At 63.5% G+C, this 19,304-nt stretch carries 18 protein-coding genes; 4 read left to right on the forward strand and 14 right to left on the reverse strand.

All coding sequences use genetic code 11. From position 1 onward, the window contains the following. Positions 1 to 20: 20 nt before the first annotated feature. Together J7557_RS10015 and J7557_RS10020 are read left to right on the forward strand one after the other, a co-directional pair. Positions 21 to 281, forward strand: a complete 261-nt coding sequence (locus J7557_RS10015) for a hypothetical protein (RefSeq protein ID WP_291419885.1) — start codon at positions 21 to 23, stop codon at positions 279 to 281. Further along, positions 281 to 2,203, forward strand: coding sequence for a hypothetical protein (locus tag J7557_RS10020; protein ID WP_291419887.1), 1,923 nt, complete (start codon positions 281 to 283; stop codon positions 2,201 to 2,203). Before J7557_RS10015 ends, J7557_RS10020 begins: the two co-directional genes overlap by 1 nt. Here the strand turns inward: J7557_RS10020 and J7557_RS10025 are convergent. From J7557_RS10025 to J7557_RS10070, 10 genes are all read right to left on the reverse strand, one after another. After that, complete coding sequence (locus J7557_RS10025; protein WP_291419889.1) at positions 2,136 to 2,735, reverse strand: DapH/DapD/GlmU-related protein; 600 nt, start codon at positions 2,733 to 2,735, stop codon at positions 2,136 to 2,138. The genes J7557_RS10020 and J7557_RS10025 overlap by 68 nt on opposite strands. Then, on the reverse strand, positions 2,732 to 3,817 hold the full coding sequence (locus J7557_RS10030) for a glycosyltransferase (RefSeq protein ID WP_291419891.1): 1,086 nt from the start codon (positions 3,815 to 3,817) through the stop codon (positions 2,732 to 2,734). Before J7557_RS10030 ends, J7557_RS10025 begins: the two co-directional genes overlap by 4 nt. Continuing rightward, positions 3,814 to 4,950 (reverse strand): hypothetical protein, encoded by a 1,137-nt coding sequence (locus J7557_RS10035; protein WP_291419893.1) that lies wholly within the window; start codon positions 4,948 to 4,950, stop codon positions 3,814 to 3,816. The genes J7557_RS10030 and J7557_RS10035 overlap by 4 nt, the downstream gene beginning before the upstream one ends. After that, positions 4,947 to 5,513, reverse strand: a complete 567-nt coding sequence (locus J7557_RS10040) for an acyltransferase (RefSeq protein ID WP_291419895.1) — start codon at positions 5,511 to 5,513, stop codon at positions 4,947 to 4,949. Before J7557_RS10040 ends, J7557_RS10035 begins: the two co-directional genes overlap by 4 nt. Then, entirely contained in the window at positions 5,510 to 6,715 is a 1,206-nt protein-coding gene (locus J7557_RS10045; protein WP_291419897.1) for a hypothetical protein, read from the reverse strand. The genes J7557_RS10040 and J7557_RS10045 overlap by 4 nt, the downstream gene beginning before the upstream one ends. After that, the gene (locus J7557_RS10050) at positions 6,712 to 7,968 is read right to left on the reverse strand and encodes a WcaI family glycosyltransferase (RefSeq protein WP_291419900.1); all 1,257 of its coding nucleotides are present in this window, start codon (positions 7,966 to 7,968) and stop codon (positions 6,712 to 6,714) included. Before J7557_RS10050 ends, J7557_RS10045 begins: the two co-directional genes overlap by 4 nt. Next, positions 7,965 to 8,993, reverse strand: a complete 1,029-nt coding sequence (locus tag J7557_RS10055) for a GDP-L-fucose synthase (protein ID WP_291419902.1) — start codon at positions 8,991 to 8,993, stop codon at positions 7,965 to 7,967. The genes J7557_RS10050 and J7557_RS10055 overlap by 4 nt, the downstream gene beginning before the upstream one ends. Before the next feature lie 246 nt (positions 8,994 to 9,239). Then, positions 9,240 to 11,243 (reverse strand): methyl-accepting chemotaxis protein, encoded by a 2,004-nt coding sequence (locus J7557_RS10060; RefSeq protein WP_291419903.1) that lies wholly within the window; start codon positions 11,241 to 11,243, stop codon positions 9,240 to 9,242. 178 nt (positions 11,244 to 11,421) lie between these two features. Next, positions 11,422 to 12,162, reverse strand: coding sequence for a copper homeostasis protein CutC (locus J7557_RS10065; protein WP_291419905.1), 741 nt, complete (start codon positions 12,160 to 12,162; stop codon positions 11,422 to 11,424). After that, positions 12,159 to 13,073 carry an ROK family protein gene (locus J7557_RS10070; RefSeq protein ID WP_291419907.1) on the reverse strand — a complete coding sequence of 305 codons (915 nt, stop codon included), beginning with the start codon at positions 13,071 to 13,073 and terminating at the stop codon, positions 12,159 to 12,161. Before J7557_RS10070 ends, J7557_RS10065 begins: the two co-directional genes overlap by 4 nt. 149 nt (positions 13,074 to 13,222) lie before the next feature. Between J7557_RS10070 and J7557_RS10075 the strand changes: the two genes are divergently transcribed. Further along, positions 13,223 to 14,431, forward strand: coding sequence for a TIGR03862 family flavoprotein (locus J7557_RS10075; protein WP_291419909.1), 1,209 nt, complete (start codon positions 13,223 to 13,225; stop codon positions 14,429 to 14,431). Here the strand turns inward: J7557_RS10075 and J7557_RS10080 are convergent. Then, complete coding sequence (locus J7557_RS10080) at positions 14,422 to 16,299, reverse strand: ABC transporter ATP-binding protein (protein ID WP_291419911.1); 1,878 nt, start codon at positions 16,297 to 16,299, stop codon at positions 14,422 to 14,424. The genes J7557_RS10075 and J7557_RS10080 overlap by 10 nt on opposite strands. A gap of 61 nt (positions 16,300 to 16,360) precedes the next feature. Further along, positions 16,361 to 16,744, reverse strand: a complete 384-nt coding sequence (locus tag J7557_RS10085) for a nucleoside triphosphate pyrophosphohydrolase family protein (RefSeq protein WP_291419913.1) — start codon at positions 16,742 to 16,744, stop codon at positions 16,361 to 16,363. Positions 16,745 to 16,856: 112 nt separating this feature from the next. On the opposite strand from J7557_RS10085, the gene J7557_RS10090 reads away from it, so the two are divergent. Continuing rightward, positions 16,857 to 17,225: a VOC family protein gene (locus J7557_RS10090; protein WP_291419915.1), complete on the forward strand. Its 369-nt coding sequence runs from the start codon at positions 16,857 to 16,859 to the stop codon at positions 17,223 to 17,225. A gap of 6 nt (positions 17,226 to 17,231) precedes the next feature. Here J7557_RS10090 and J7557_RS10095 read toward each other — a convergent pair whose 3' ends face one another. Further along, positions 17,232 to 17,927, reverse strand: a complete 696-nt coding sequence (locus J7557_RS10095) for a pyrimidine 5'-nucleotidase (RefSeq protein ID WP_291419917.1) — start codon at positions 17,925 to 17,927, stop codon at positions 17,232 to 17,234. A 75-nt stretch (positions 17,928 to 18,002) separates the two neighbouring features. Further along, positions 18,003 to 19,235, reverse strand: coding sequence for a hypothetical protein (locus J7557_RS10100; protein ID WP_291419919.1), 1,233 nt, complete (start codon positions 19,233 to 19,235; stop codon positions 18,003 to 18,005). Positions 19,236 to 19,304 lie beyond the last annotated feature (69 nt).

A 19,304-nucleotide genomic window follows, 5' to 3' on the forward strand; every position in this document is an offset into this window, starting at 1 on the left:
CTTTGTCAGCGGAGCCGATCATGGCCGACATATTCTCTTCGCATAATATCGACGTGGCGGCACCCGCCGCCGGCGCCTTTGCCATCACGCCTAGCGATGGCACTATTTTCGACCAGCCGACACGCGCGCTTTATGTCGGCGCCGCGGGCACCATCCAGGCCGAAATGCTCTGGGGCGGCACCGTCACCTTCGAGGGCGTGCCTGGCGGCTCCATACTGCCGGTCCGCGTGCGTCGCGTGCTGAGCGGCACAACCGCTGGCTTTATCGTCGGGCTTTACTGATGAGCGGCACTGCGGGGCCCGCGCTCGGGCTTGGCTATTTCCCCGGTTCCATGCCGGTGGACGCGGGCGGGGCATGGCTCGATGCGGATTTTGCCCGCGGCCGCTATCGCTTCGCCGGCAGGGTGCTGGCCAATGAAAGCCAATTCCGTCTGGCAGTGGGCGGAACTGCGCCGGCCAGCGGCCATCTGATCATCGGGCCCTATGTCGCCGAAGCGGCGCCGGAACTGTTGTCCGACGGCAATTTTGCCAGTGGTAGCGCCGGGGATTGGAGCAGCGTTGGCAGTTCGATCGCCGTCGCGTCCGGTGCCCTGCGCGTGACGGGCAGCGGCGGCAATGGTTCGGGCGCCTATCGCACCATTGCCAGCTTGGTCCAGGCCTCCGGCCGGGCCTATCGCCTCACGGGCGATGTGTGGCGCGAGACCTCGTCCAATGTGACGCTGGGCTTTGGCGCCGGTGGCGGTGGCACGGCAAACTATGCGCAGACGGCCAATCTGACCGTCACGACACCGATCCAGGCCGCGCTCTATTGCGGCGGGTTCAATCCCACGACAGCCTCGATTGCGCTGCGCAACCTGACCAATCCTTCAACGGGTATCTATTGGGCCGACAATCTCTCGCTACGCGAGGCCTTGCCCTGCGTCGGGTTTCGGGCAGGGGCCCTGTGCGGGGTGGTCGAGGCGACGACGCCTGCCAGCGGCGGAACCGGAGGCGTGGTGTTTCAGGCCGATGACAATGCCGAATTCAATGCCAACTGGTTCGAGCGCAATTTCATCCGCCTCATCTGGGATGCAAGCCAGCACCTGCGTTTCGTCGTGTCCTTCGGCGGCAGCGGCACGCAGGTCGAACAGGTCAATCTCGACCTCGGGGTCGTCGCGGCGGGTAGCGCCTTTGCGGTCGGATTTACGGCCAAGGATGGCGAATATCGCGCGGCCCTGATGGGCCAGCCGGTGCAACAGGCGCTTTCGGGCACTTTTCCCGGGCTGGCGGCGCTGCGGCTTGGCCGCGGGCGGTCGAACGTTTCCGGCCTCTGGAGCGGCAGCATCAAGCGGCTGCGGCTTTTCTCCGAACCCATGAGCGAAGAGCAGTTTGCCGCCCTCGTGGCTGGTTCGGGCGTCGTCGCTTGGGGCGATAGCCTGACGGCCAGCGCAGGCGCGACCGGCGGCAGCACTGGTAACGCTACCTATCCGGCCGTGGCGCAGACCCTCTTTTCTCCACGCCGGGCCGTCGTGCGGCAGGGCGTGGGCGGACAGACTTCGACCCAGATCGCGGCGCGGATGAACGCCGTGCCCATTCTCGTCACCGTGGCGGGCGGCGCCATTCCGGCTTCCGGCCCGGTAGCCATCACCGACAAGTCGGTCAATGTGCTGACCGGCTCGGGCGGCTTTACGGGGAGCCTGAAGGGTTGGCTGGCCGGGGTCGCAGGCACGATGTCGACGGACGGCTCGGGCAATTGGAGTTTTGTGCGCAGCGTCGCAGGCGCGAGCGTCCCGGTGTCCGTAGACACGCGCTTCATCTGCGCTTGGGGGCAATATCTGCGGGGATATGCGGCGTGGTTGTGGTTGGGGCGCAATGGCGCTCAGGCGGGGCGCAGTGTGCTTGGCGATATTGCGGCCGCGGTCGCCTCGCTTGGCCACGGTCGCTATCTCATCGGCGGCATCCTGCCGAGCACGGCCGATAGCGGCGCCGGACTGGCGCAATTGACCACGCTCAACGGACAGCTAGCCGCCGCCTATGGCGATCGCTTCGTGAACCTGTTGGCCGTCCTTGCCGCTGCTGCCAATGGCTCCGGTGAAGACAGCAGCGATGTGGCGGCCGGCTTTGTGCCGCGTTCGCTGCGCTCTGATCATCTGCATCTCAACGATGCCGGCTATGCCCTCGTGGCACAGGCATTTTATGCGGCGCATATGGCAAAGGGGTTTTAGCACCGGACCCACGCATCCGGAGGAAGCGGGCGGGATTGCCGACATGGATAGCCCCGTCGCGAATGTCCGAAAAGGCAACTCCGCCCGCTCCCAGCACGGCGCCCGCGCCCAGCGTCACGCCCGGACCGACAATGGCCCGGGCGGCGACCCAGGCATCGGCCCCTATCGCTATGGGCCGCGCCACGAGCGGAAAATCCGGCGCATCGATATCGTGGCTGCCGGCAATCAGATGGGCATATTGAGAGACGATGGCATTCCGGCCGATATGGATCGGGGCCTGACAATAAATTACCGTCTGCCAACCGATCACCGCACCGTCCTCAAGCGTGAGAAAGGGCGGATACCAGATCTTGGCGCTGGCATAGACACGCACGTCGCGCCCCACTCTGGCGCCGAAAAGGCGCAGAATGGCGCAACGCCAGCCATGCAGAGGCGGTGGCGTCCAGGCGGCAAAAAGGGCCCAGCAGATCGTCCACCAAGCGCGGTACATCCGATGGTCCCACGAAAAATGCCGATCGGCGAGGCGGGTCATCGCCGTGGCTCCGCCAGAATGCGCGCATAGTGGTCCAGCATCGAACGGGCAATATCGGGCCAGAAGAACGGCCGGGCCGCTCCTCGGGCGCGGGCCGAGCGCATGGCCTTTTCTTCTGCACTCATGGCGTCCACCCGGGAGAGAACGACGGAAAAGTCCGAAAAATCCGGCTCCATTCGCAACGCCACGTCATCGGAAAAGAGTTGTGGCAGATGGCAAGCCTCGGTCAGGATGGGAATGCAGCCATGGCTCAGGGCTTCCAGCGCTGCCATGGGCAGGCCTTCGCTCAGCGAAGGGAGAATGAAAAAGCCGGCTGCCGACAAGGCTTGCGCCTTGGCATCGCCGCCCAGCGCACCGACGAAGCGGACGCGCCTTTTGTTTTTGCAGCGCGCCGCGACAGCCGCTTCATAGGCGGGGTCGCCCCAGCCCGCTATGGTCAGCACCATGCGTTTTGCTTGATGTTCCCAGGCGTCGATGAGCGGCAGAACCTGTTTTTTCTCATGTAGCCGGCCGAGATAAAGCGCGCCGTTACGCTCTGGGGTTTTGGTTTCCGCTGCCGGTTCTACGCCATTCGGCACGGTAAAGACGCGGCCTGCGAGCGCGGGCATGTAGTCGAGGGCCGTAGCTGCTTCGTGCTCGGAGAGCGCGTGAAGGTGGGCGCGGGCGAGCATGGGCCGCTCGAACAGGCTCGCATGTGGGCGCTTGAGCCAGGGTTTTCGGGCCAATATCCAGGGATCGAGCATGCCGCGGGGCGATACGATCACCCTTGTCTCTTTCGGAGCGAAGCGGCCATGGATGGAGCCGGCCGACCAGATGCCATGAATATGGAGAATATCGGGCTTCAGCCGCGCCATCTCGGCCTGCATGGCGAGGGAAAAGCCATAGCGGCTGCGGCCGAGGGGATGGGTCAATAGCGGCAGTTTGCCCCAGACTTGTTTTTCATCCGCAAAGCCATTTTCGTAACCGCCCGCCACGATCACCTCGGCGCCAAGACCTGCCATGGCGCGCGCGAGGCCCGAAACCGAATGATAGAGCCCACCGGCCGAGCGCCCGAGGCGGGTGGAATAGTGGACGATTCTCATGGCCGGGCTGCTCTCTCGGCCGCGCGACGGCTCCTGTTCGTCGCGAACCAAAGCAATAGCACGACGCAATAGCCGAGCGTTTCCAGCGTAACGAAGAGGATCGGCGCGGTTTTCCCCAAGGCGAGCGCCAGCCCTGCGAGGCCTAGAACACAGGTGTTGCATAGACCCGCCAGGGCAAGGCGGTGCCGATTTTGGAGCTGGAAGTCGTAGACGGCGGTGGCGGAGAGTTTTTCGAGGCTTTGCCAGGCAATGAGCACGAGAACGAAGCCATGGGGCAGGCCCAGCATCGGCGCTGCCAAGGCGACCAGGATGGACGATACCAGCGCGATGGCCGCCTGGCCGGTGAGGCTGAGGCCCATGCTCGGCCGGCGCCGCGCCAGCTCGACCCGTCTGAGATAGGTGACGAGCAGACCGGCGGCGTTGAAAGCCTGCTTGGCATAGATGATCAGCGCCGGCAGGGGGCCGGAAAAACTTGCGCCAAGCACGAAGAGCACGGCGCGACCATAGAGCTGGCCGATCCCCTGCGCGCCCATGACGGTGACGATCTCGATGAGGGCGGCACCAAAGTTCGCCTTTGTCGATCTTTGGTAAGGGCCCGCGAGAAACACATGCGCCGTTGCGAGCACGACGGTGCTCCAAAATGCCGCATGCCCCGCCGTTTCGGCCGAGATTTCGGGGTTGAGAACCGCGCCGAAACAGAGCGGCAGCATCCAACCATTCTGTAGCAACATAGCCCAGTGCTGGAAACCGCGGCGGTCAAGCTCGGCGTCGAGAAGGGGAAACCGCAGCAGCAATGCCGTGGTGAGGAAAGGCAGCAAGGTCGCGGTATCGGCTGGTGCGAAATGCAAGGCGATTGGAATCATCGCAAGGCCGAGTGCGGCAATGCCCGCCCGATAGACGAGATAGGCGGACCGCATAACGGCATCGCTGTGCCGCAGCCTGAGCATGGCCGGGATCAGTCCGGAACTGCCGTCGAAGGCAAAAAAGATCAGGCCTAGAAGGCCAGCATATTTGGCGAGCGAGAGAACAGCATCGGTTTGTCCGGTGGCCACGAGCCAGCTTTGAGCGAGGAACAAGGCTCCTGGCGGCGTCGCAGCCAGGGCAAGCCCGGCAATATGTCCCGCAACCCTCATGCCAGCACCCTTTGGACACGGGCCGGTGTGCCGAAGGCTACGGCGTGGGCGGGAATATCGCGATTGACGAGGCTATGCGCACCGATGACCGCGCTATCGCCGATGGTGACGCCCGGCAGGATGGTGACGTGACGGCCGATCCAGACATTGTTGCCAATGGTCACTGGCCCGACCAGAAAACCGCTTTCGAGGATGGGTCGTTCGGCGTCGAGCCTGTGGTCGCTGTCGCGGATGGAACAGTTTTCACCGATGCGTGTGCCTTGGCCGATCGCAACCGACTGGCGCGCGGAGAGGATCGTGCCTTGATTGACCGACACGTCGTGGCCGAGCCGCAGGTGACCACCCTCGGCGACGGCGAGGCTGATATTCGGGCCAAGGAAGGTTCGATCGCCCACCTCGATCGTGCCGGTGACGCCGGCGCAGCGGATCGGCCCGGCAAAGGTGACATGCCGGCCAAAACGGATCCAGGAGAGATAGACATGGCGATACCAGACCCCGCGCGCCACGCGTGCCACGAGGTCGATGGCCCTGGTGGCATAGCGCGAAAAACTACGCCTGCTCATGACAGCACCTTGGGCATGCGGGGCGCGTGGATGGTGCGCCAAAGGCTGCCGATAGCCGCGGCGAGGAGGATAATGGTCAGGCGGAAGATGGTGGTGTCAAAGCCGCCGCGCAGGGTGAAAATGGCGAGAAGCGGGATCAGGCTGACGACGAGTGCCTGCATGAGCGGTTGCCAGCGGACAAAGGCGCGATAGGCATTGTCGAGCAGCGCCAGCGTGCCACCGAAAGCGATGCCAATTGCCACGACGCCGATGAAGCCGCCTGCCGCAAAGGCCTCGCCGGCAAGACCCGGCGTCAGGCCGCCCAGGCCGTCCCGCGCTTCCATCAGGCGCAGTGCCCGGCTCAATTGCAGCGGCTTTTCAGGGAAAAGCGCCCGTGGGAAAAGCTGTTGCAGCACCTGCCAATAGTGCCCGGCCTGATAACCAGCCTCTTCGACGAGGCGGGCGGCAAGGGCGTAGCTTTCGAGCAGCGACAGCTGGGACAGGGTCAGCCGCGCGGCTTCGAAAAAATCGGTCGCTTCGCCCTGCAAGGTGAGCCGGAAGCTCAGTGTCAGCGCAAGAAGAACTGCCGCTACAATAGCGGGCAGGACGAGGCCACTCAGGCCGATGCGACGATGGGCTAGGAGGATAAGGCCGAAGGCGATGCCCGTAATGGCAAATTGGGTTCGGCCACCGAGCAGCCAGAAGACCAGCAGGACCAGAGCCATCGACAGCCACGGCTGTGCCGTTCGGGCCGATGCTGCGTGGGCGCAGAGAAGCGCGGCGGTGAAAGCGGCGAGGCAGGCACAGGCATAGGTCAGCGAAAAGAGGAAACTGTCCACGGGCAGACGTAGAAAACCGGTCTGGGCAAAGCCGAAGAGGCCCCCGGGCGCGGCGGCGATCAGGCCAAGCAAGGTGAACAACACCAAGGCATGAAACAGTTTTGGCCCGGCGGAGACGCCTCCTTCCAGCGGAGCGCTCTCTGCCGAGGACCGCGAAAACAGCCAGTAGCCAGCGTACCAGGCAAGGCTCGAAAGCCCGGCAATGGTAGTCGCAGTGCCGATCTGCGCTTGCAGGGTCGCGGACATGGCGTCTGGATCGAGCAGGGCCAGTGGCAGGGCATGAAAGAGCAGGATGGCGATGCCGAGGAGGAACAGGCCGGGGCGACCGTGACGCAGGGCGAACAGCAGACCCAAAAGGCTTGCAGCAATCAGTGCGAGGATCATCGGTGCTGGCTTTCCGCGACTGGGGCCAAGCTCGGGTTTCTATCCGCGGCCTCGATGGCGCCGACAAAATGGGCCAGAATGGTTTCGCGATGCCAGCGCCGCTCTGCTCGGCGCCGCGCTGTGGCGCCAAGGTTTTCAGCCAAAGCGGGATCATCGCAAAGCCGCTCGATCGCCGCCGAAAGCGCCGCCGCATCACCCGGCTCGACGGCAAGGCCGCAGCCCTCGATCTCCTCGAAAATTCCGGTGCCCGATGCCGCCGTCGCAATGACAGGACGGCCGGAGGCCAGCATATTGGCAAGCTTGCTGGGCAAAACGAGATCGGCGGCCCCGGCGATCTGCGGCAACAGGTGCATGGTGGCGAGTCCCAAAAGCTCGCTTAATTGCTCCCGCGGTTGCAGGTCGAAGAACCTCATATTGCCGAGATCCCCCGCCATGGCTTCGAGTTCGGCGCGATAGGGACCATTGCCGCAGATCACGAAGGTGATGTCGTCACAATCAGAGAGGCTACGTGCCGCCGCGATGACGAGATCGAGCCCCTGCTTGCGTCCCAAAGCCCCCGAATAGAGCGCGATATGCGGCGTCGTGATGTTCCATTTTTGTCGAAAGGCGGAGGGGCGGCCGAGGGGCATGACTTGGGTAAGATCGCCCCAGTTCCGGTGTTCGGCCACGCGCTCGCGCGAAACACCTTTCTCGACAAGTCGGCGGCACATGGCGGGCGAGATGCTGCTGACCCGGTCAAATCTGCGCAAAATCCGCCGCTCTGCCGCAGCGAGCAGTTTTATGATTGTGTGATTGGTCGAGACGAGGCCGGTTGCGAGGGCCGCTTCAAGTTCAAAATCCTGCAAGTGCAGCCAGGAGCCTGCGCCCGAAAGCCGGGAGGCCAGCAATCCCAGAGGCGCCGCGAGGAGGCTCGGGGCAATGGTGATGACCCGCTCGGGGCGCCAGAGAAGCGCCTCGGCCAGCATGATCGGCGTGGCGGCCAGCGCAAAACTGGCCTGATGCACCAGGCGCAGCACGCCGCTGGGGCGAGAGGGAATAAAATGCGGCACGCGATAGATGCGGGCCCGGCCCAGATCTTCCCGGCTCCAGCCCCGATGTCCCGGGCGTGGGCGCCATCCGGGATAGTAGGGCTGGCCAACGACCGCGCGAACCTCGTGACCCCGCTGAGCCAGTGCCTCGACCAGCCCCGTCGTATAGGGCCCCGTGCCGATGAGTTCGGGTGCATAATTGAGGCCCAGCAGCAGGATTTTCATGCCGCCGCCCCGCGCGCCAATTGCGCCTGATACCAGGCATAGGTCTCTGCCAACCCATCCTCGAGCGCTATCTTCGGTCGCCACCCCATCTGCCGCAGGCGGCTGGTATCGAGCAGCTTCTTGGGCGTGCCATCGGGCTTGGCGGGGTCGAGGGCAATAGCGCCCTCGTAGCCCACCGTGCGGCAGATGAGATGCGCCAGATCGATAAGCGCGATGTCCTCGCCAGAGCCGATATTGACCGGGTCAGCCCCGGAATAGGTCTTGAGCAGCAGGACCAGCGCATCGGCGCAATCATCCACATGCAGAAATTCCCGCCTTGCCGTGCCGGTGCCCCAGAGTTCGAATTGTTTGGCGCCGCGGCTCTTGGCGTCGTGCGCCTTGCGCAGCAAAGCGGGCAGTACATGGCCGCGCTCGAGATCGAAATTGTCGCCAGGTCCATAAAGATTGGTCGGCATGGCGGCAATATAGTTGCGGCCGAACTGGGTGCGATAGGCTTCCGCCAGCTTGAGCGCAGCGATCTTGGCAAGCGCATACCATTGGTTGGTCGGCTCGAGGGGCCCGGTAAGAAGCGCCTCCTCGCTGATCGGCTGCGGCGCGAATTTGGGATAGATGCAGCTTGAACCCAAAAACAGGACGCGATCGATATCCGCCCCATGCGCCGCCTTGGCGATATTGAGATTGATGGCGAGGTTGTCGGTCAGAAACCCGACCGGATCCCGGCTATTGGCCAGAATGCCACCAACCCTTGCCGCCGCGATGATGATGGCATCGGGTCGTGTTTCCCCGACAAAACCCTCAACCTCTGTCTGGCGCGTCAAGTCCAGCTCGCGCCGCCCGGCGGTCAGCAGCGTGCAGGCCTCACCCCCGAGGCGCCGCAGCAGCGCCTGTCCGACCATGCCAGTATGGCCGGCGATCCAGATGGTTTTGCCCGTGAGCGAAAAGCCCGGTTTTGCCGTTCCAGCCGTGTGATGGTCCGGGTTCGCCCCCGCCAAAGGCAAGGCTTCGCCCTTATGCTCTTCCGACATTTTCGTGTCCCCGCAGCCTGAAGAGAGCTCAAGTCTTCGGCTGAACCGGGCTCGGGTCAATGCGGATTAATTGACGTGCCATAGGGGTATTTACGGATTTTTTACGATAGGCCCACCGGGTTTGGAGGCGTAGGGTTGCAACGCACAATTGTGCTCTCGTCAGGCTCCCAAATATCTCTCAGCAAAAGAAAACGGCGCCGCTCGGGTGAGGGCGCCGTTCTGTCTTTGCAGTGCTGATCCGAGCGATCAGAACTCGTCCCAGTCGTTCGCCACGGCCGCATTGCCCTGGCTCAGATATTGGCTCTGGGCCGGCTTCGCCTTGGCGGCAGGCGCGGCACGCCGCGGCTGGGGCTTCTCGACGATCTGGGTGCCGGGGGCGATATGGAAGACATCGACAATGGTGTCGAGTTCGTTGGCGCGGGCTTCGGTCTGCTCGATGGCGGCATTGGTCTCTTCCACCAGCGCCGCATTGTGCTGGGTCATTTCGTCCATCTGGCGCACGGCGACGTTGATCTCGTCGATGGCCTGGGCCTGCTGGCTGCTCTCGCGGGCGATTTCCGCCATCATGGCGCTATTGCCGCGCATGGCGTCCAGCATGGAGCCGAGCTTGCCGGCGGCATCGGACACCAGCTTGGCGCCGCCGTCGACTTCCCGCGCGCTTTCCTCGATCAGTGCCTTGACGTCCGAGGAGGCTTCGGCGGCGGACTGGGCGAGGCGGCGCACTTCCACGGCGACCACGGCAAAGCCCTTGCCAGCTTCACCGGCCCGCGCTGCTTCCACCGAGGCGTTGAGGGCAAGCAAGTTGGTCTGGAAGGCGATGTCGTCGATCATGCCGATGATGTTGGAGATCTTTTCCGAGGCCGTGGTGATGCGGCCCATGGCCGCGGTCGCCTGGTCCATTACCTGGCCGCTCTGCACTGCCGATTGCGTTACAGCTTCCGCCGCGGTGCTGCCACGCTGGGCGCGCTTGGCATTTTCGCTTACGGCGGCGGCGAGCTGCTCCATCGTCGCGGAGGTTTCCTCGATGGTTGCGGCCTGGCGCGTCGTGCGTTCGCTGAGGTCATTGGCGCCGGCAAGAATTTCGCCGGTCGCGACCTTTACGCCGCGCGAGGTGGTGCGGAGACGGGTAACGACGTCGGTCAGCGTATCGGCCACCCGGTTCATGTCGGTCTGCAGTTCAAGGAATGCGCCCTGGTGCGAGCCGGTCATGCGCTGCGTCAGGTCGGTATCGGCAAGGGCGGCCAGCACGGAACCGGCATCAGCAAGGCCAACGCGGACGCTCGACACCATGGCGTTGAAATTATGGGCGATACGGGTGATGTCGTCGTCATCAAACTTGGTTGTGATCGCGCGGCTGAAGTCGCCGGCCATGGCGGCTTCCACCACGTCGTCGAATTCGCCCTGGAAGGTCTCCATGGTCTTGGTGCGGGCCGCGGCGCGCAGGGCAGCGGCCTGTTCCTCGGCCGTCATGGACGCCATCTTGATGCCGTTGTCCTTGAAGACCTGTACGGCTTCGGCCATTTCGCCGATTTCGTCGGCGCGATTGAGGCCCGGAACTTCGGTCTCGAACTTGCCTGCGGAGAGGTCGCGCATGGCAAGAGTCAGGTTGCCGATGGGGCGGCCGAGCTGGGCGGTGCCGAGGTAGAGCGCCGCGGCGGTGCCAGCGAGAATGCCGAGGCCGGCGGTGACCAGCAGCAGCGTGCGCATGGTGCCCTGGAAGCCGGCGATTTCGCCCTGGATGACCTTGTAGGTCTCAAGGTCTGCCGCGACGATGGTGTCGATTTCGGCTTGGAAGGCTTTGCGGTTGGCGCGGTTGGTTTCGTTATTGCCCTGCACGTTGGCTTCGGCGGGATCGACATCGCGACCAAGGCGGGCGATTTCCGTGCGGAATTCTTTGAACTCGGCGGAGCGGGCGATCATGTTCTCGAATGTTGCGATCTCGCTCTGCTCGACGAGCGGACGCCAGGTGGCGATGACCTCGTCGATGCGGCCGAGCTGGGTGATGATGCCCTCCGCGAAGGGAGCTGCCTTTTCGGTGTTCGCCGCGGCATAGATGCCGCGCGATTCCATGACAACGGCCGTGACGAGCCGGTTCATGGTTTCACCGTAGAGCGCGCGTTTAGACGAATTGTCGAGCCGCTGAATCTGATGATCATATTCGGCCACGACATAGAGGCCGATGCCGGTGATCAGCGCGGCGACCACGCCCATGATGCCGACGATAGACAATACCTTGCCGCGAATGCGCATGCGACAATACCTTTCAGTCTACGCCGTGCGCGCACGGCCTGGATGTGCTGCCGCTTTATTTCAGTTGTGTGACAATGCACGTTCTGATCTCGAAGTGGGCGGCCTGTCCAAGTAATGTAGCTGTTTTCCTCTTAATGTATGGTGAAGCACTTATGAACTTGCCTAAATCATAGGCAGGTCAAACACTTGCAGAAGCGGCCTTTGCTTGGCCAATGGCAGTTTTGAGAGCAGCAACGCGCGTGCCGTCGGTCCGGCGTCGGCCGGGGCTGACAAAGCCGAGGCGTTGCGCGGGGGCGCTGTCGCCCTCGATCGGGGCCGAGCAGGAGCCGTGGATGGCGCCCAGCGGCGCCGCGGCAAGGATGGCGCCGACATTGTCTGCGCTGATCCCCGCGCCGGCCATGATGGTGATGCGGCCCGCCGCAATGCGCTGGGCCAGGATCAGGTCATCGAGACCCGCCGGCGCCGAAGTGGCGCGGCCCGAGGTCAGGATCGTGTCAAAGCCCAGCGCCACGGCCTCTTCGACGGCCTGGGCAATATCGGGCACGAGATCGAAGGCGCGGTGCAGGGTTTTCCGGAGCCCCTGGCTTTCGGCAACCAGGGTTTTGAGCATCTCGACATCGAGGCTACCATCGGGACGATTGGCACCGAGCACGACGCCCTCAAGCCCAAGGCGGCGCACCGCTGCGATGTCGGCGCGCATCATGTCGAGATCGTCCGAGGTGAAAACGAAATCGCCGGCGCGCGGGCGGATCATGACGCGGGCGGTGACGCCCATCTCGGCCGCCAGCGCCATCAGGCCGGAAGTCGGCGTGGTTCCACCCAGTTCCAGGGCTGCGCAAAGCTCGATGCGGTCGGCCCCGCCCGCATGAGCGGCGCGCAATCCGGCAGCGGTATCGACGCAGATTTCGAGGAGAGTCATGCCGCGCCTCCGGCCAGGCCGAGCGCCGCCGCGCCGATCAGTCCGGCGTCGGCCGTCAATTGCGCCGGCACCACGAGCGGACGGTCGAGTTTTCTGAGAATACGCGGGCGCACCGCTGCATCGAGCCGGGCGATCAGTTCGTGACTGTTTCCGAGGCCGCCGCCCACGGCGATGATATCGGGGCCGACGATATTGACCACCAGCGCCAGGGGCTGGGCCACGAGCTCGATGAAGAGTTCCACGGTGCCTGCCGCCTTGGTATCACCGGCCAGCCATTCGGAGACGATTGCGGTGCTCGCCAGATCTGTACCGTGCAGATGCCGGTGCAACCTTTCAATTCCGCGTGCGCCGCCAACCGTGTCGAGGCAGCCCGAAAGCCCGCAGCCGCAGGGGAAATGCGGGAGATCGTAGGGCGGCACGCTGACCTTGGTCGCAACGATGGTGCCATGGCCCCATTCGCCGCCGAGGCCGGCAGCGCCGGGATGGAGGCGCTTGTCCACCACGATACCGCCACCGACGCCCGTGCCCATGATGGCCCCAAAGACTACGCGGTGCTCGCGCCCGGCGCCGGCCGTCGCTTCGGCCAGCACGAAGCAGTCGGCATCATTGGCGACGAAAACCTTTCGGCCCAGCAGCCCTTCCAGTTCCTGCGCCAGATGCCGTCCATCGATGCAGGGAATATTGGCGCAGGTGACATGGCCGCTCGCCGGATCGACCACGCCCGTCACCGAAATGGCGATGGGCGCACCGGCCGGCGCCGCGCCTTGCGCGATGAGGCCGGAAACGGCGGCGACGAAGGCGGGAAAATCATCGCGCGGCGTCGGCACGCGGCCGAGGGCAATCAGGTTGTCGGGGGCCGTGGCGGTGGCGCCCTTGATCGTTGTGCCGCCAATATCGAAGCAGGTGATCATGGAAAGTCTTGTTCTCTCTATTGGTTCGACACTAGCGGCTAGCCGCAGGCGGGGCCAGCGGTGGGCGGCGGCTTTCCCACATGCGCTCACCTTGCGCGGCCGCAGGGAAACTGGCTAAGGATCGCCTTCCCCGTATGGAAGGACAAAGCGTGAGCCAGGTGGCGATCATTGGCGGCGGCCCGGCTGGCCTCATGGCAGCAGAAGTGCTGGCCGATGCCGGTCTTGCCGTGACGCTGTTCGAAGCCATGCCAACGGTAGGCCGGAAGTTTCTTATGGCCGGCAAATCCGGTCTCAACATCACCCATTCCGAAGACCACGCTGCGCTCCTCACGCGCTATGGCGCGGCGCGCCCGCGCCTGCAAAAGGCGCTCGATGCCTTTGCGGCTGAAGACCTGCGCAACTGGTGCGCCGGCCTCGGCATCGAAACCTTCGTCGGCTCCTCCGGCCGCGTCTTTCCCAAAGCCATGAAGGCCTCGCCTCTGCTCCGCGCCTGGCTCGGCCGGCTCAACGAGAAGGGTGTTCTCATCCACACCCGCCATCGCTGGACTGGTTTCGACGGCACAAAACTGCGCTTCGAAACCCTCGATGGCGAAAAGGTCTTGGCTTTCGACGCTGTCCTCCTGGCCCTTGGTGGGGCCAGTTGGCCCAAGCTTGGCTCGGACGCGGCGTGGATCCCTTGGCTGGTTGAGAAGAGTGTCGCCGTCGAACAATTCCAACCTGCCAATTGCGGTTTTGAGATCGACTGGAGCGAGAGTTTTGTCGAACGCTTTGCCGGAACGCCTTTGAAATCGGTGACGGCCACCAGCGCCGCGGGCACAATTCCCGGCGAGTTCGTCGTCAACCGCTGGGGTATCGAAGGCAGCCTCGTCTATGCCCATTCCGCTGCCCTGCGCGATGCGCTCCTCGCCGGAGAGCCCGCCGTGCTGGAGGTGGACCTGATGCCAGGCCGCTCGCGCGAACGCCTTGCCAAAGACCTCGCGCGCCAGCCCGCAAAATTGAGCCTTTCCAATCGCCTCCGAAAGGGCGCGGGGCTCGATCCGGTCAAAGCCGCGCTGCTGCGCGAATGTCGCCCCGATGCAAATACGCTCGATCCCGACGCGCTGGCAGCCGCCATCAAATCCGTGCCGATCCGCCCGCAGCGCCCCCGGCCCATTGCCGAAGCCATCTCCTCGGCCGGCGGCATCGCCTTTTCCGGCATGGACGAAAACTTCATGCTCAAAACCCTGCCGAGCGTCTTCGTCGCCGGCGAAATGCTCGATTGGGAAGCACCCACCGGCGGCTATCTGCTCACGGCCTGTTTCGCCACCGGTCGCGCCGCTGCCGAGGGGCTGCTGGACTACCTCAAAGTTCAGCGATAGCCGGCAGCCTGCAGCTCAAAGAGTTCGGCATAGCGCCCGCCCTTGGCCAGCAATTCCTCATGCGCGCCGGCTTCGAGAATGGCGCCGTGCTCGAGCACCAGAATGCGGTCGGCCATGCGTACGGTGGAAAAGCGGTGCGAGATGATGACCGCCGTCTTGCCGCTCGCAAGCCCCTTGAAGCGCGCAAACACCTCGGCCTCCGCCTTGGCGTCGAGCGCCGCGGTCGGTTCGTCGAGAATGATCAGCTCGGCATCGCGCATATAGGAACGCGCAATGGCGACTTTCTGCCATTCGCCCCCCGACAGGTCGCGCCCCTGCTTGAACAGCCGCCCAAGCTGCTGGTCATACCCTTTGGGAAGTTTCGCAATGACGGCATCGGCCAGGCTCTGTTCGGCCGCCTGATCGATGCGGAGCTGGTTGCTCTTCTCCTCCACGCGGCCAACCCCGATATTGTCGCGCGCCGTAAAACTGTAGCGGATGAAATCCTGGAAAATGACCCCGAGATGCGCGTGGATTTCAGCCGGCGCCATGTCCTTGAGGTCGACGCCATCGACGCTGATGCGGCCTTCGCTCGGGTCATAAAGCCGCGCTAAAAGCTTGACGATGGTGGTCTTGCCCGCCCCGTTCTCGCCGACCAACGCCAGCGTTTCGCCAGCCCGTAGCGTGAACGACAGGTTCCGGATTACCCAGTTCTCGGTTTCGGGATAGCGGAAGCCGACATTCTCGAAGCGAATGCCTTCCCTGATCGGCACCGGAAAGGCTTTTGGATGGGCCGGCGGCAGCACGGTCGGCTCGATCTCGAAGAAGGAAAAGAGATCGTCGAGGAACATGGACTGCCCGGCGATCTGCGTAAAGCCGAGCAGAATTTTCTGGAACAGGCCATTGAGCCGCAGGAACGAGCCCGAGAGAAAGGCGAGATCGCCGATAGAGAATTCGCCGGTAATGGTGCGCCAGACGATGAAGGCATAGGCGGCATAGTAGGCGAGGGTTGAGATGGTGGCAAAAACCGTGCCCCAGCCCGCCCGCAGGATCGAAATGCGGCGGTTCTCGAGGAAAATGCCGTGCGCCAGCAGCTTGAACCGCTCGATCAGAAAGCCGCCGAGCCCAAAAAGTTTGATCTCCTTGGCCGTCTCGGCGCTGGCCCCGACATAGCGCAGATATTCCAGCTCCCGCCGCTCCGGCGTGCGCCAGCGGCTCACCATATAGGCCATGGTGTTGAAGCGCGTTTCGCCCCAGATCGAGGGGATGAAACTGAGCGGCAGCAGCAGGATCAGCCAGGGAGCAAAGACGAAGAGGCCTGCAGCCAACGTCAGCACTGTAATGATGTCCTGCGCCTGGCCAAAAAGCTGGCTTAAGAGCGCATTGCGCCCCGCCGCCTGGCGCCGGGCGCGCTCCAACCGATCCTGATATTCGGCCGATTCAAAATGCATCAGGTCCAGCCGGGCGGCATGCGCCATCAGTTCGGTGCTGACCTGATTAGAGTGCAGCTCGGACAGGATGGAATCGACAAGACCGGTGGCGCGGCCGATCGCGTCATTGGCCAGCACCAGCGCCATTTCCAGCGCCAGATAGGTCAGAACCGGCGTCAACAGGCCCGCATTCCACCAGTCGAGGGGGCTCGGGCCCGGCGAGGCGACGGAGGTGAGGTGGACAACCTCGTCGACGATCAGCTTTGCGGCATAAAGCACGGCAATCGGCTGCAGTGCCGCGATGAGCCTGAGGCCAATGCTGGCCGCGGTCATGGGACGGCTGGTGCGCCAGATCTGCGCAATCAGCCGTCCGAGATGGCGGAGATTGTCGAGGCGCTGTTTTAGGGTCGGGGTCTGTTCGGAGATGGGCGGGGGCCGCCGCCCGGGAAGGTCGGTCATGGTGTGATGATAGCGCCGCCAAAGCGCCGCGCAAATATAAGACTTGGTAATGTTTTGGCTCTCAAGCCTCGCGGGCGAGCACGCCTGCCACATCGGGCGGCGTCCAGCCCTCGGGTTTCAGCACCTTGCCGTCAGCCCGCTTGATCACCTTGCCCGTTGCCGGATCGACCTTGGCCATGTTCGAGCGATGCACCTCGGCCCAGACGCGGTCGAGCGGAATGCCGAATTCGAGCGCCGCGCCTATAGCGACATAGATCACGTCGGCGAGGCCATCCGCGATTTTCTCCATGTCGCCTCGCTCAAGCGCTTCCACGGTTTCCTGGCATTCTTCGGCAAGCAGCGCCGACCGTAGCGCCGCGCGCTCGCGCACGAATTGCGGTTTTGCGAGCACGGGAAGATCACAGGCGCGGTGGAAGCCGGCGACGTCGTCCAAAAGGGTCTTCAAGGCGGTTCTCCAAGAATGTTCCGCTCTTCTAGTGCGTTCTCAGCGACAAGGAAATTGCTCGCAACCGAGTGAGCGGTGCGGCGTTTCCGTCCATCGGGAAAGGGAGAGAGCGATGCTCAAGAATAAGGACAGTTCGGCCATCGTCGCGGTCGCGGATCTGCAACGGGCGCGGGCGTTTTACGAGGATGTGCTCGAACTCGAACTGACTCAGGAAAACGAGCAGGTTCTTGAATTCCGGACCGGCACGACCTCGCTCATCGTTTATCTCTCCGACTTTGCCGGCACCAACAAGGCCAATGCGGTGGTCTGGGGCGTCGGCACGGAGATCGAAGCGATAACGGCCAGATTGGCCGAGAAAGGTGTCAGCTTCGAGCAATACGAAGGCATGGACTATGCCAACGGCATTCACCGCGACGGCGAATACGCCATGGTCTGGTTCAAGGACCCCGACGGCAATATCCTGCACCTGAACAATATGTGACAGGCTCTAGCGCAGACTGCGGAGGAATCCGGCCAGGTCGCCAGTGACGTGATGCACATGCGGTCCCGTCGATTGCCCCAGTTCCCAGGCTTCCACCTGTTCATGGGCGAAGCCTTCTCCGGCAACGACCTGCACCGTCGACATGCCGATCTCGTGCGGCACGACGAGGTTCTTTTCGAGATCGTCGAACATCGCCGCCTTGGCGGGATCGATCCCGTGGCGATTGAGAAACCCGTCATAGGCCTCGCGATGCGGCTTTGGCACATAGGTCATGGCCCGGATGTCATAGACATCTTCGAAAAGGTCGGGATCACCAAGCCGGCCGAGCACCGATCTGGCGTGGCCGGTATCGCCATTGGTCAGGATGAATTTTCGGCCGGGCAGGGCGCGAATGGCTTCAATCAGCAGCGGATGCGGATCGACCGGCGTATAGTCGATGGCATGGACGGTATTGAGAAAGTGGTCGGGGTCGATCGCGTGGCGGTTCATCAGTCCGTTCAGCGTCGTGCCGAAATCGCGATAATAGCTCTTCTGCAGCGTGCGGGCCGCGTCGAAATCGAGCTGGGTGACGTCCATCACATAATGGGTAATGCGCACATCGATCTGCGCGAAGAGATTGCACTCGCGCGGATAGAGTGTGTTGTCGAGGTCAAAGACCCAGTCGGTGATGTGGTTGAGGCTTTTTGGGGCAGCAGTGGTCATAGCTGCAGTGTGCCACAGAGAGATTGAAACTGCATCCGGGGATGCGAGCCTCCCGTGGGAGGCTCGCAGGAAGTGTTATTCGGCAGAAGGCTGGTTGGCCGTCACAGCCAGGCCCAGGGCCGAGATCAGGCCGGCCGGGTTGGCGGCAGCGGCGCTGAGCACGAGGAGCGTGGTCGGGGTTGCCGGACGCACGGCGACTTCGATGCTCTTGGGATCGTCGAGGAAGGCATTGGCAGCCGGAGTGACGAGATCCGTCAGGGCCGGAATGCCGGCCTGGCCGACGAGCGCGGGCACCATGGCCTTGAGACCTTCAACGAAGGTGGCGCGGTCGGCACCCGACTGGGCGGCGAACATGTCGAGCAGTTTTGGCGCAAGGCCGGCATCGTCATAGCGCAGGCTCGAACCGGTCAGGGTCAGAGCCTGAAGCAGTTCCATACCCACCATCATCTGCTGGGCCTGCTGCTCTTCCGGCGTCGAACCGGTCGAGGCGGCGTCCATGGCATAGATCTTTTCGAGCACGGCCGGGGTCAGGCCGGAAATGTCGGCCTTGAAGTTGATGGCGCCGATATCGGCGAAATCGAAGAGGAAGTCTTCGATCACCAGATGGCCATCGGTCATGCCCCAGGTCATGGTCTGGCTGATATTGCCGTTGATCTCGGTCAGGCCGAGGGCCTGGATGACCGCACCGGCTTCCGCATCTTCTTCGGAGACGGTGGAGAGGTCTGCCCAGATGCCGTTGACGGAGAAGGTCGAGGCAATGTCGGTCAGCGCATTGGCATCGTCATAGGAAAATTCGTTCACGGCCTCGATGGACTCGTAGGAAATCACCTCGGTGCCATCGCGGGTCACCGACAGCGGGCCGGTGGTCAGGCTACCGACGGATTCGAGGAGCGCGGTGACATTCACCTTGTCTTCGGGCGGCAGGTAGATGTTGGTCGCCGAAATATCGATCAGCGAGACGTGGCCGACCGGATCCTGGGCGAATTCGGTGTCGATATCAGGAATGGTCAGGGCGTCGGCAGTGAAGCTGCCATCATCGCCTTCGGCAACGCCGGTAAAGGTCAGCGTGGTGTCCACGGTCCAGGGTTCTTCAACACCGGTCACACCAACGGTCGCACCATCGACGGTGATGGTGTCGCCATCAAGCGTCGCAGCGCCAAACTGTATGTCATAGCCGCCAATCTTGTAGACCGCAGCGATACGATCGACGAACGTCTGTGCGTCGAGCGCCATGGCCGGCTGCATCAGCGCGAGCGTGGCCATGCCAGATGCCAGCATCAGGCCCTGGATCTTGTTGATTCTCATCATGGTCTGCGTCTTCCTCGATGTTGTGAAGGGCGCGGTTGTACTGTCCAACCCCCGCGCTGTCCCCCGGTT

Origin of the sequence: Devosia sp. (genome assembly GCF_017744655.1) — a bacterium.
Taxonomy (GTDB): Bacteria; Pseudomonadota; Alphaproteobacteria; order Rhizobiales; family Devosiaceae; genus Devosia.

What these genes read in the sequence shown, in the direction of transcription:
- J7557_RS10015 (WP_291419885.1), top strand. Translation starts at nt 21, where the DNA reads ATGGCCGACATATTCTCTTCGCATAATATCGACGTGGCGGCACCCGCC.
- J7557_RS10020 (WP_291419887.1), top strand. Translation starts at nt 281, where the DNA reads ATGAGCGGCACTGCGGGGCCCGCGCTCGGGCTTGGCTATTTCCCCGGT.
- J7557_RS10025 (WP_291419889.1), bottom strand. Translation starts at nt 2,735, where the DNA reads ATGACCCGCCTCGCCGATCGGCATTTTTCGTGGGACCATCGGATGTAC.
- J7557_RS10030 (WP_291419891.1), bottom strand. Translation starts at nt 3,817, where the DNA reads ATGAGAATCGTCCACTATTCCACCCGCCTCGGGCGCTCGGCCGGTGGG.
- J7557_RS10035 (WP_291419893.1), bottom strand. Translation starts at nt 4,950, where the DNA reads ATGAGGGTTGCGGGACATATTGCCGGGCTTGCCCTGGCTGCGACGCCG.
- J7557_RS10040 (WP_291419895.1), bottom strand. Translation starts at nt 5,513, where the DNA reads ATGAGCAGGCGTAGTTTTTCGCGCTATGCCACCAGGGCCATCGACCTC.
- J7557_RS10045 (WP_291419897.1), bottom strand. Translation starts at nt 6,715, where the DNA reads ATGATCCTCGCACTGATTGCTGCAAGCCTTTTGGGTCTGCTGTTCGCC.
- J7557_RS10050 (WP_291419900.1), bottom strand. Translation starts at nt 7,968, where the DNA reads ATGAAAATCCTGCTGCTGGGCCTCAATTATGCACCCGAACTCATCGGC.
- J7557_RS10055 (WP_291419902.1), bottom strand. Translation starts at nt 8,993, where the DNA reads ATGTCGGAAGAGCATAAGGGCGAAGCCTTGCCTTTGGCGGGGGCGAAC.
- J7557_RS10060 (WP_291419903.1), bottom strand. Translation starts at nt 11,243, where the DNA reads ATGCGCATTCGCGGCAAGGTATTGTCTATCGTCGGCATCATGGGCGTG.
- J7557_RS10065 (WP_291419905.1), bottom strand. Translation starts at nt 12,162, where the DNA reads ATGACTCTCCTCGAAATCTGCGTCGATACCGCTGCCGGATTGCGCGCC.
- J7557_RS10070 (WP_291419907.1), bottom strand. Translation starts at nt 13,073, where the DNA reads ATGATCACCTGCTTCGATATTGGCGGCACAACGATCAAGGGCGCCACC.
- J7557_RS10080 (WP_291419911.1), bottom strand. Translation starts at nt 16,299, where the DNA reads ATGACCGACCTTCCCGGGCGGCGGCCCCCGCCCATCTCCGAACAGACC.
- J7557_RS10090 (WP_291419915.1), top strand. Translation starts at nt 16,857, where the DNA reads ATGCTCAAGAATAAGGACAGTTCGGCCATCGTCGCGGTCGCGGATCTG.
- J7557_RS10095 (WP_291419917.1), bottom strand. Translation starts at nt 17,927, where the DNA reads ATGACCACTGCTGCCCCAAAAAGCCTCAACCACATCACCGACTGGGTC.
- J7557_RS10100 (WP_291419919.1), bottom strand. Translation starts at nt 19,235, where the DNA reads ATGATGAGAATCAACAAGATCCAGGGCCTGATGCTGGCATCTGGCATG.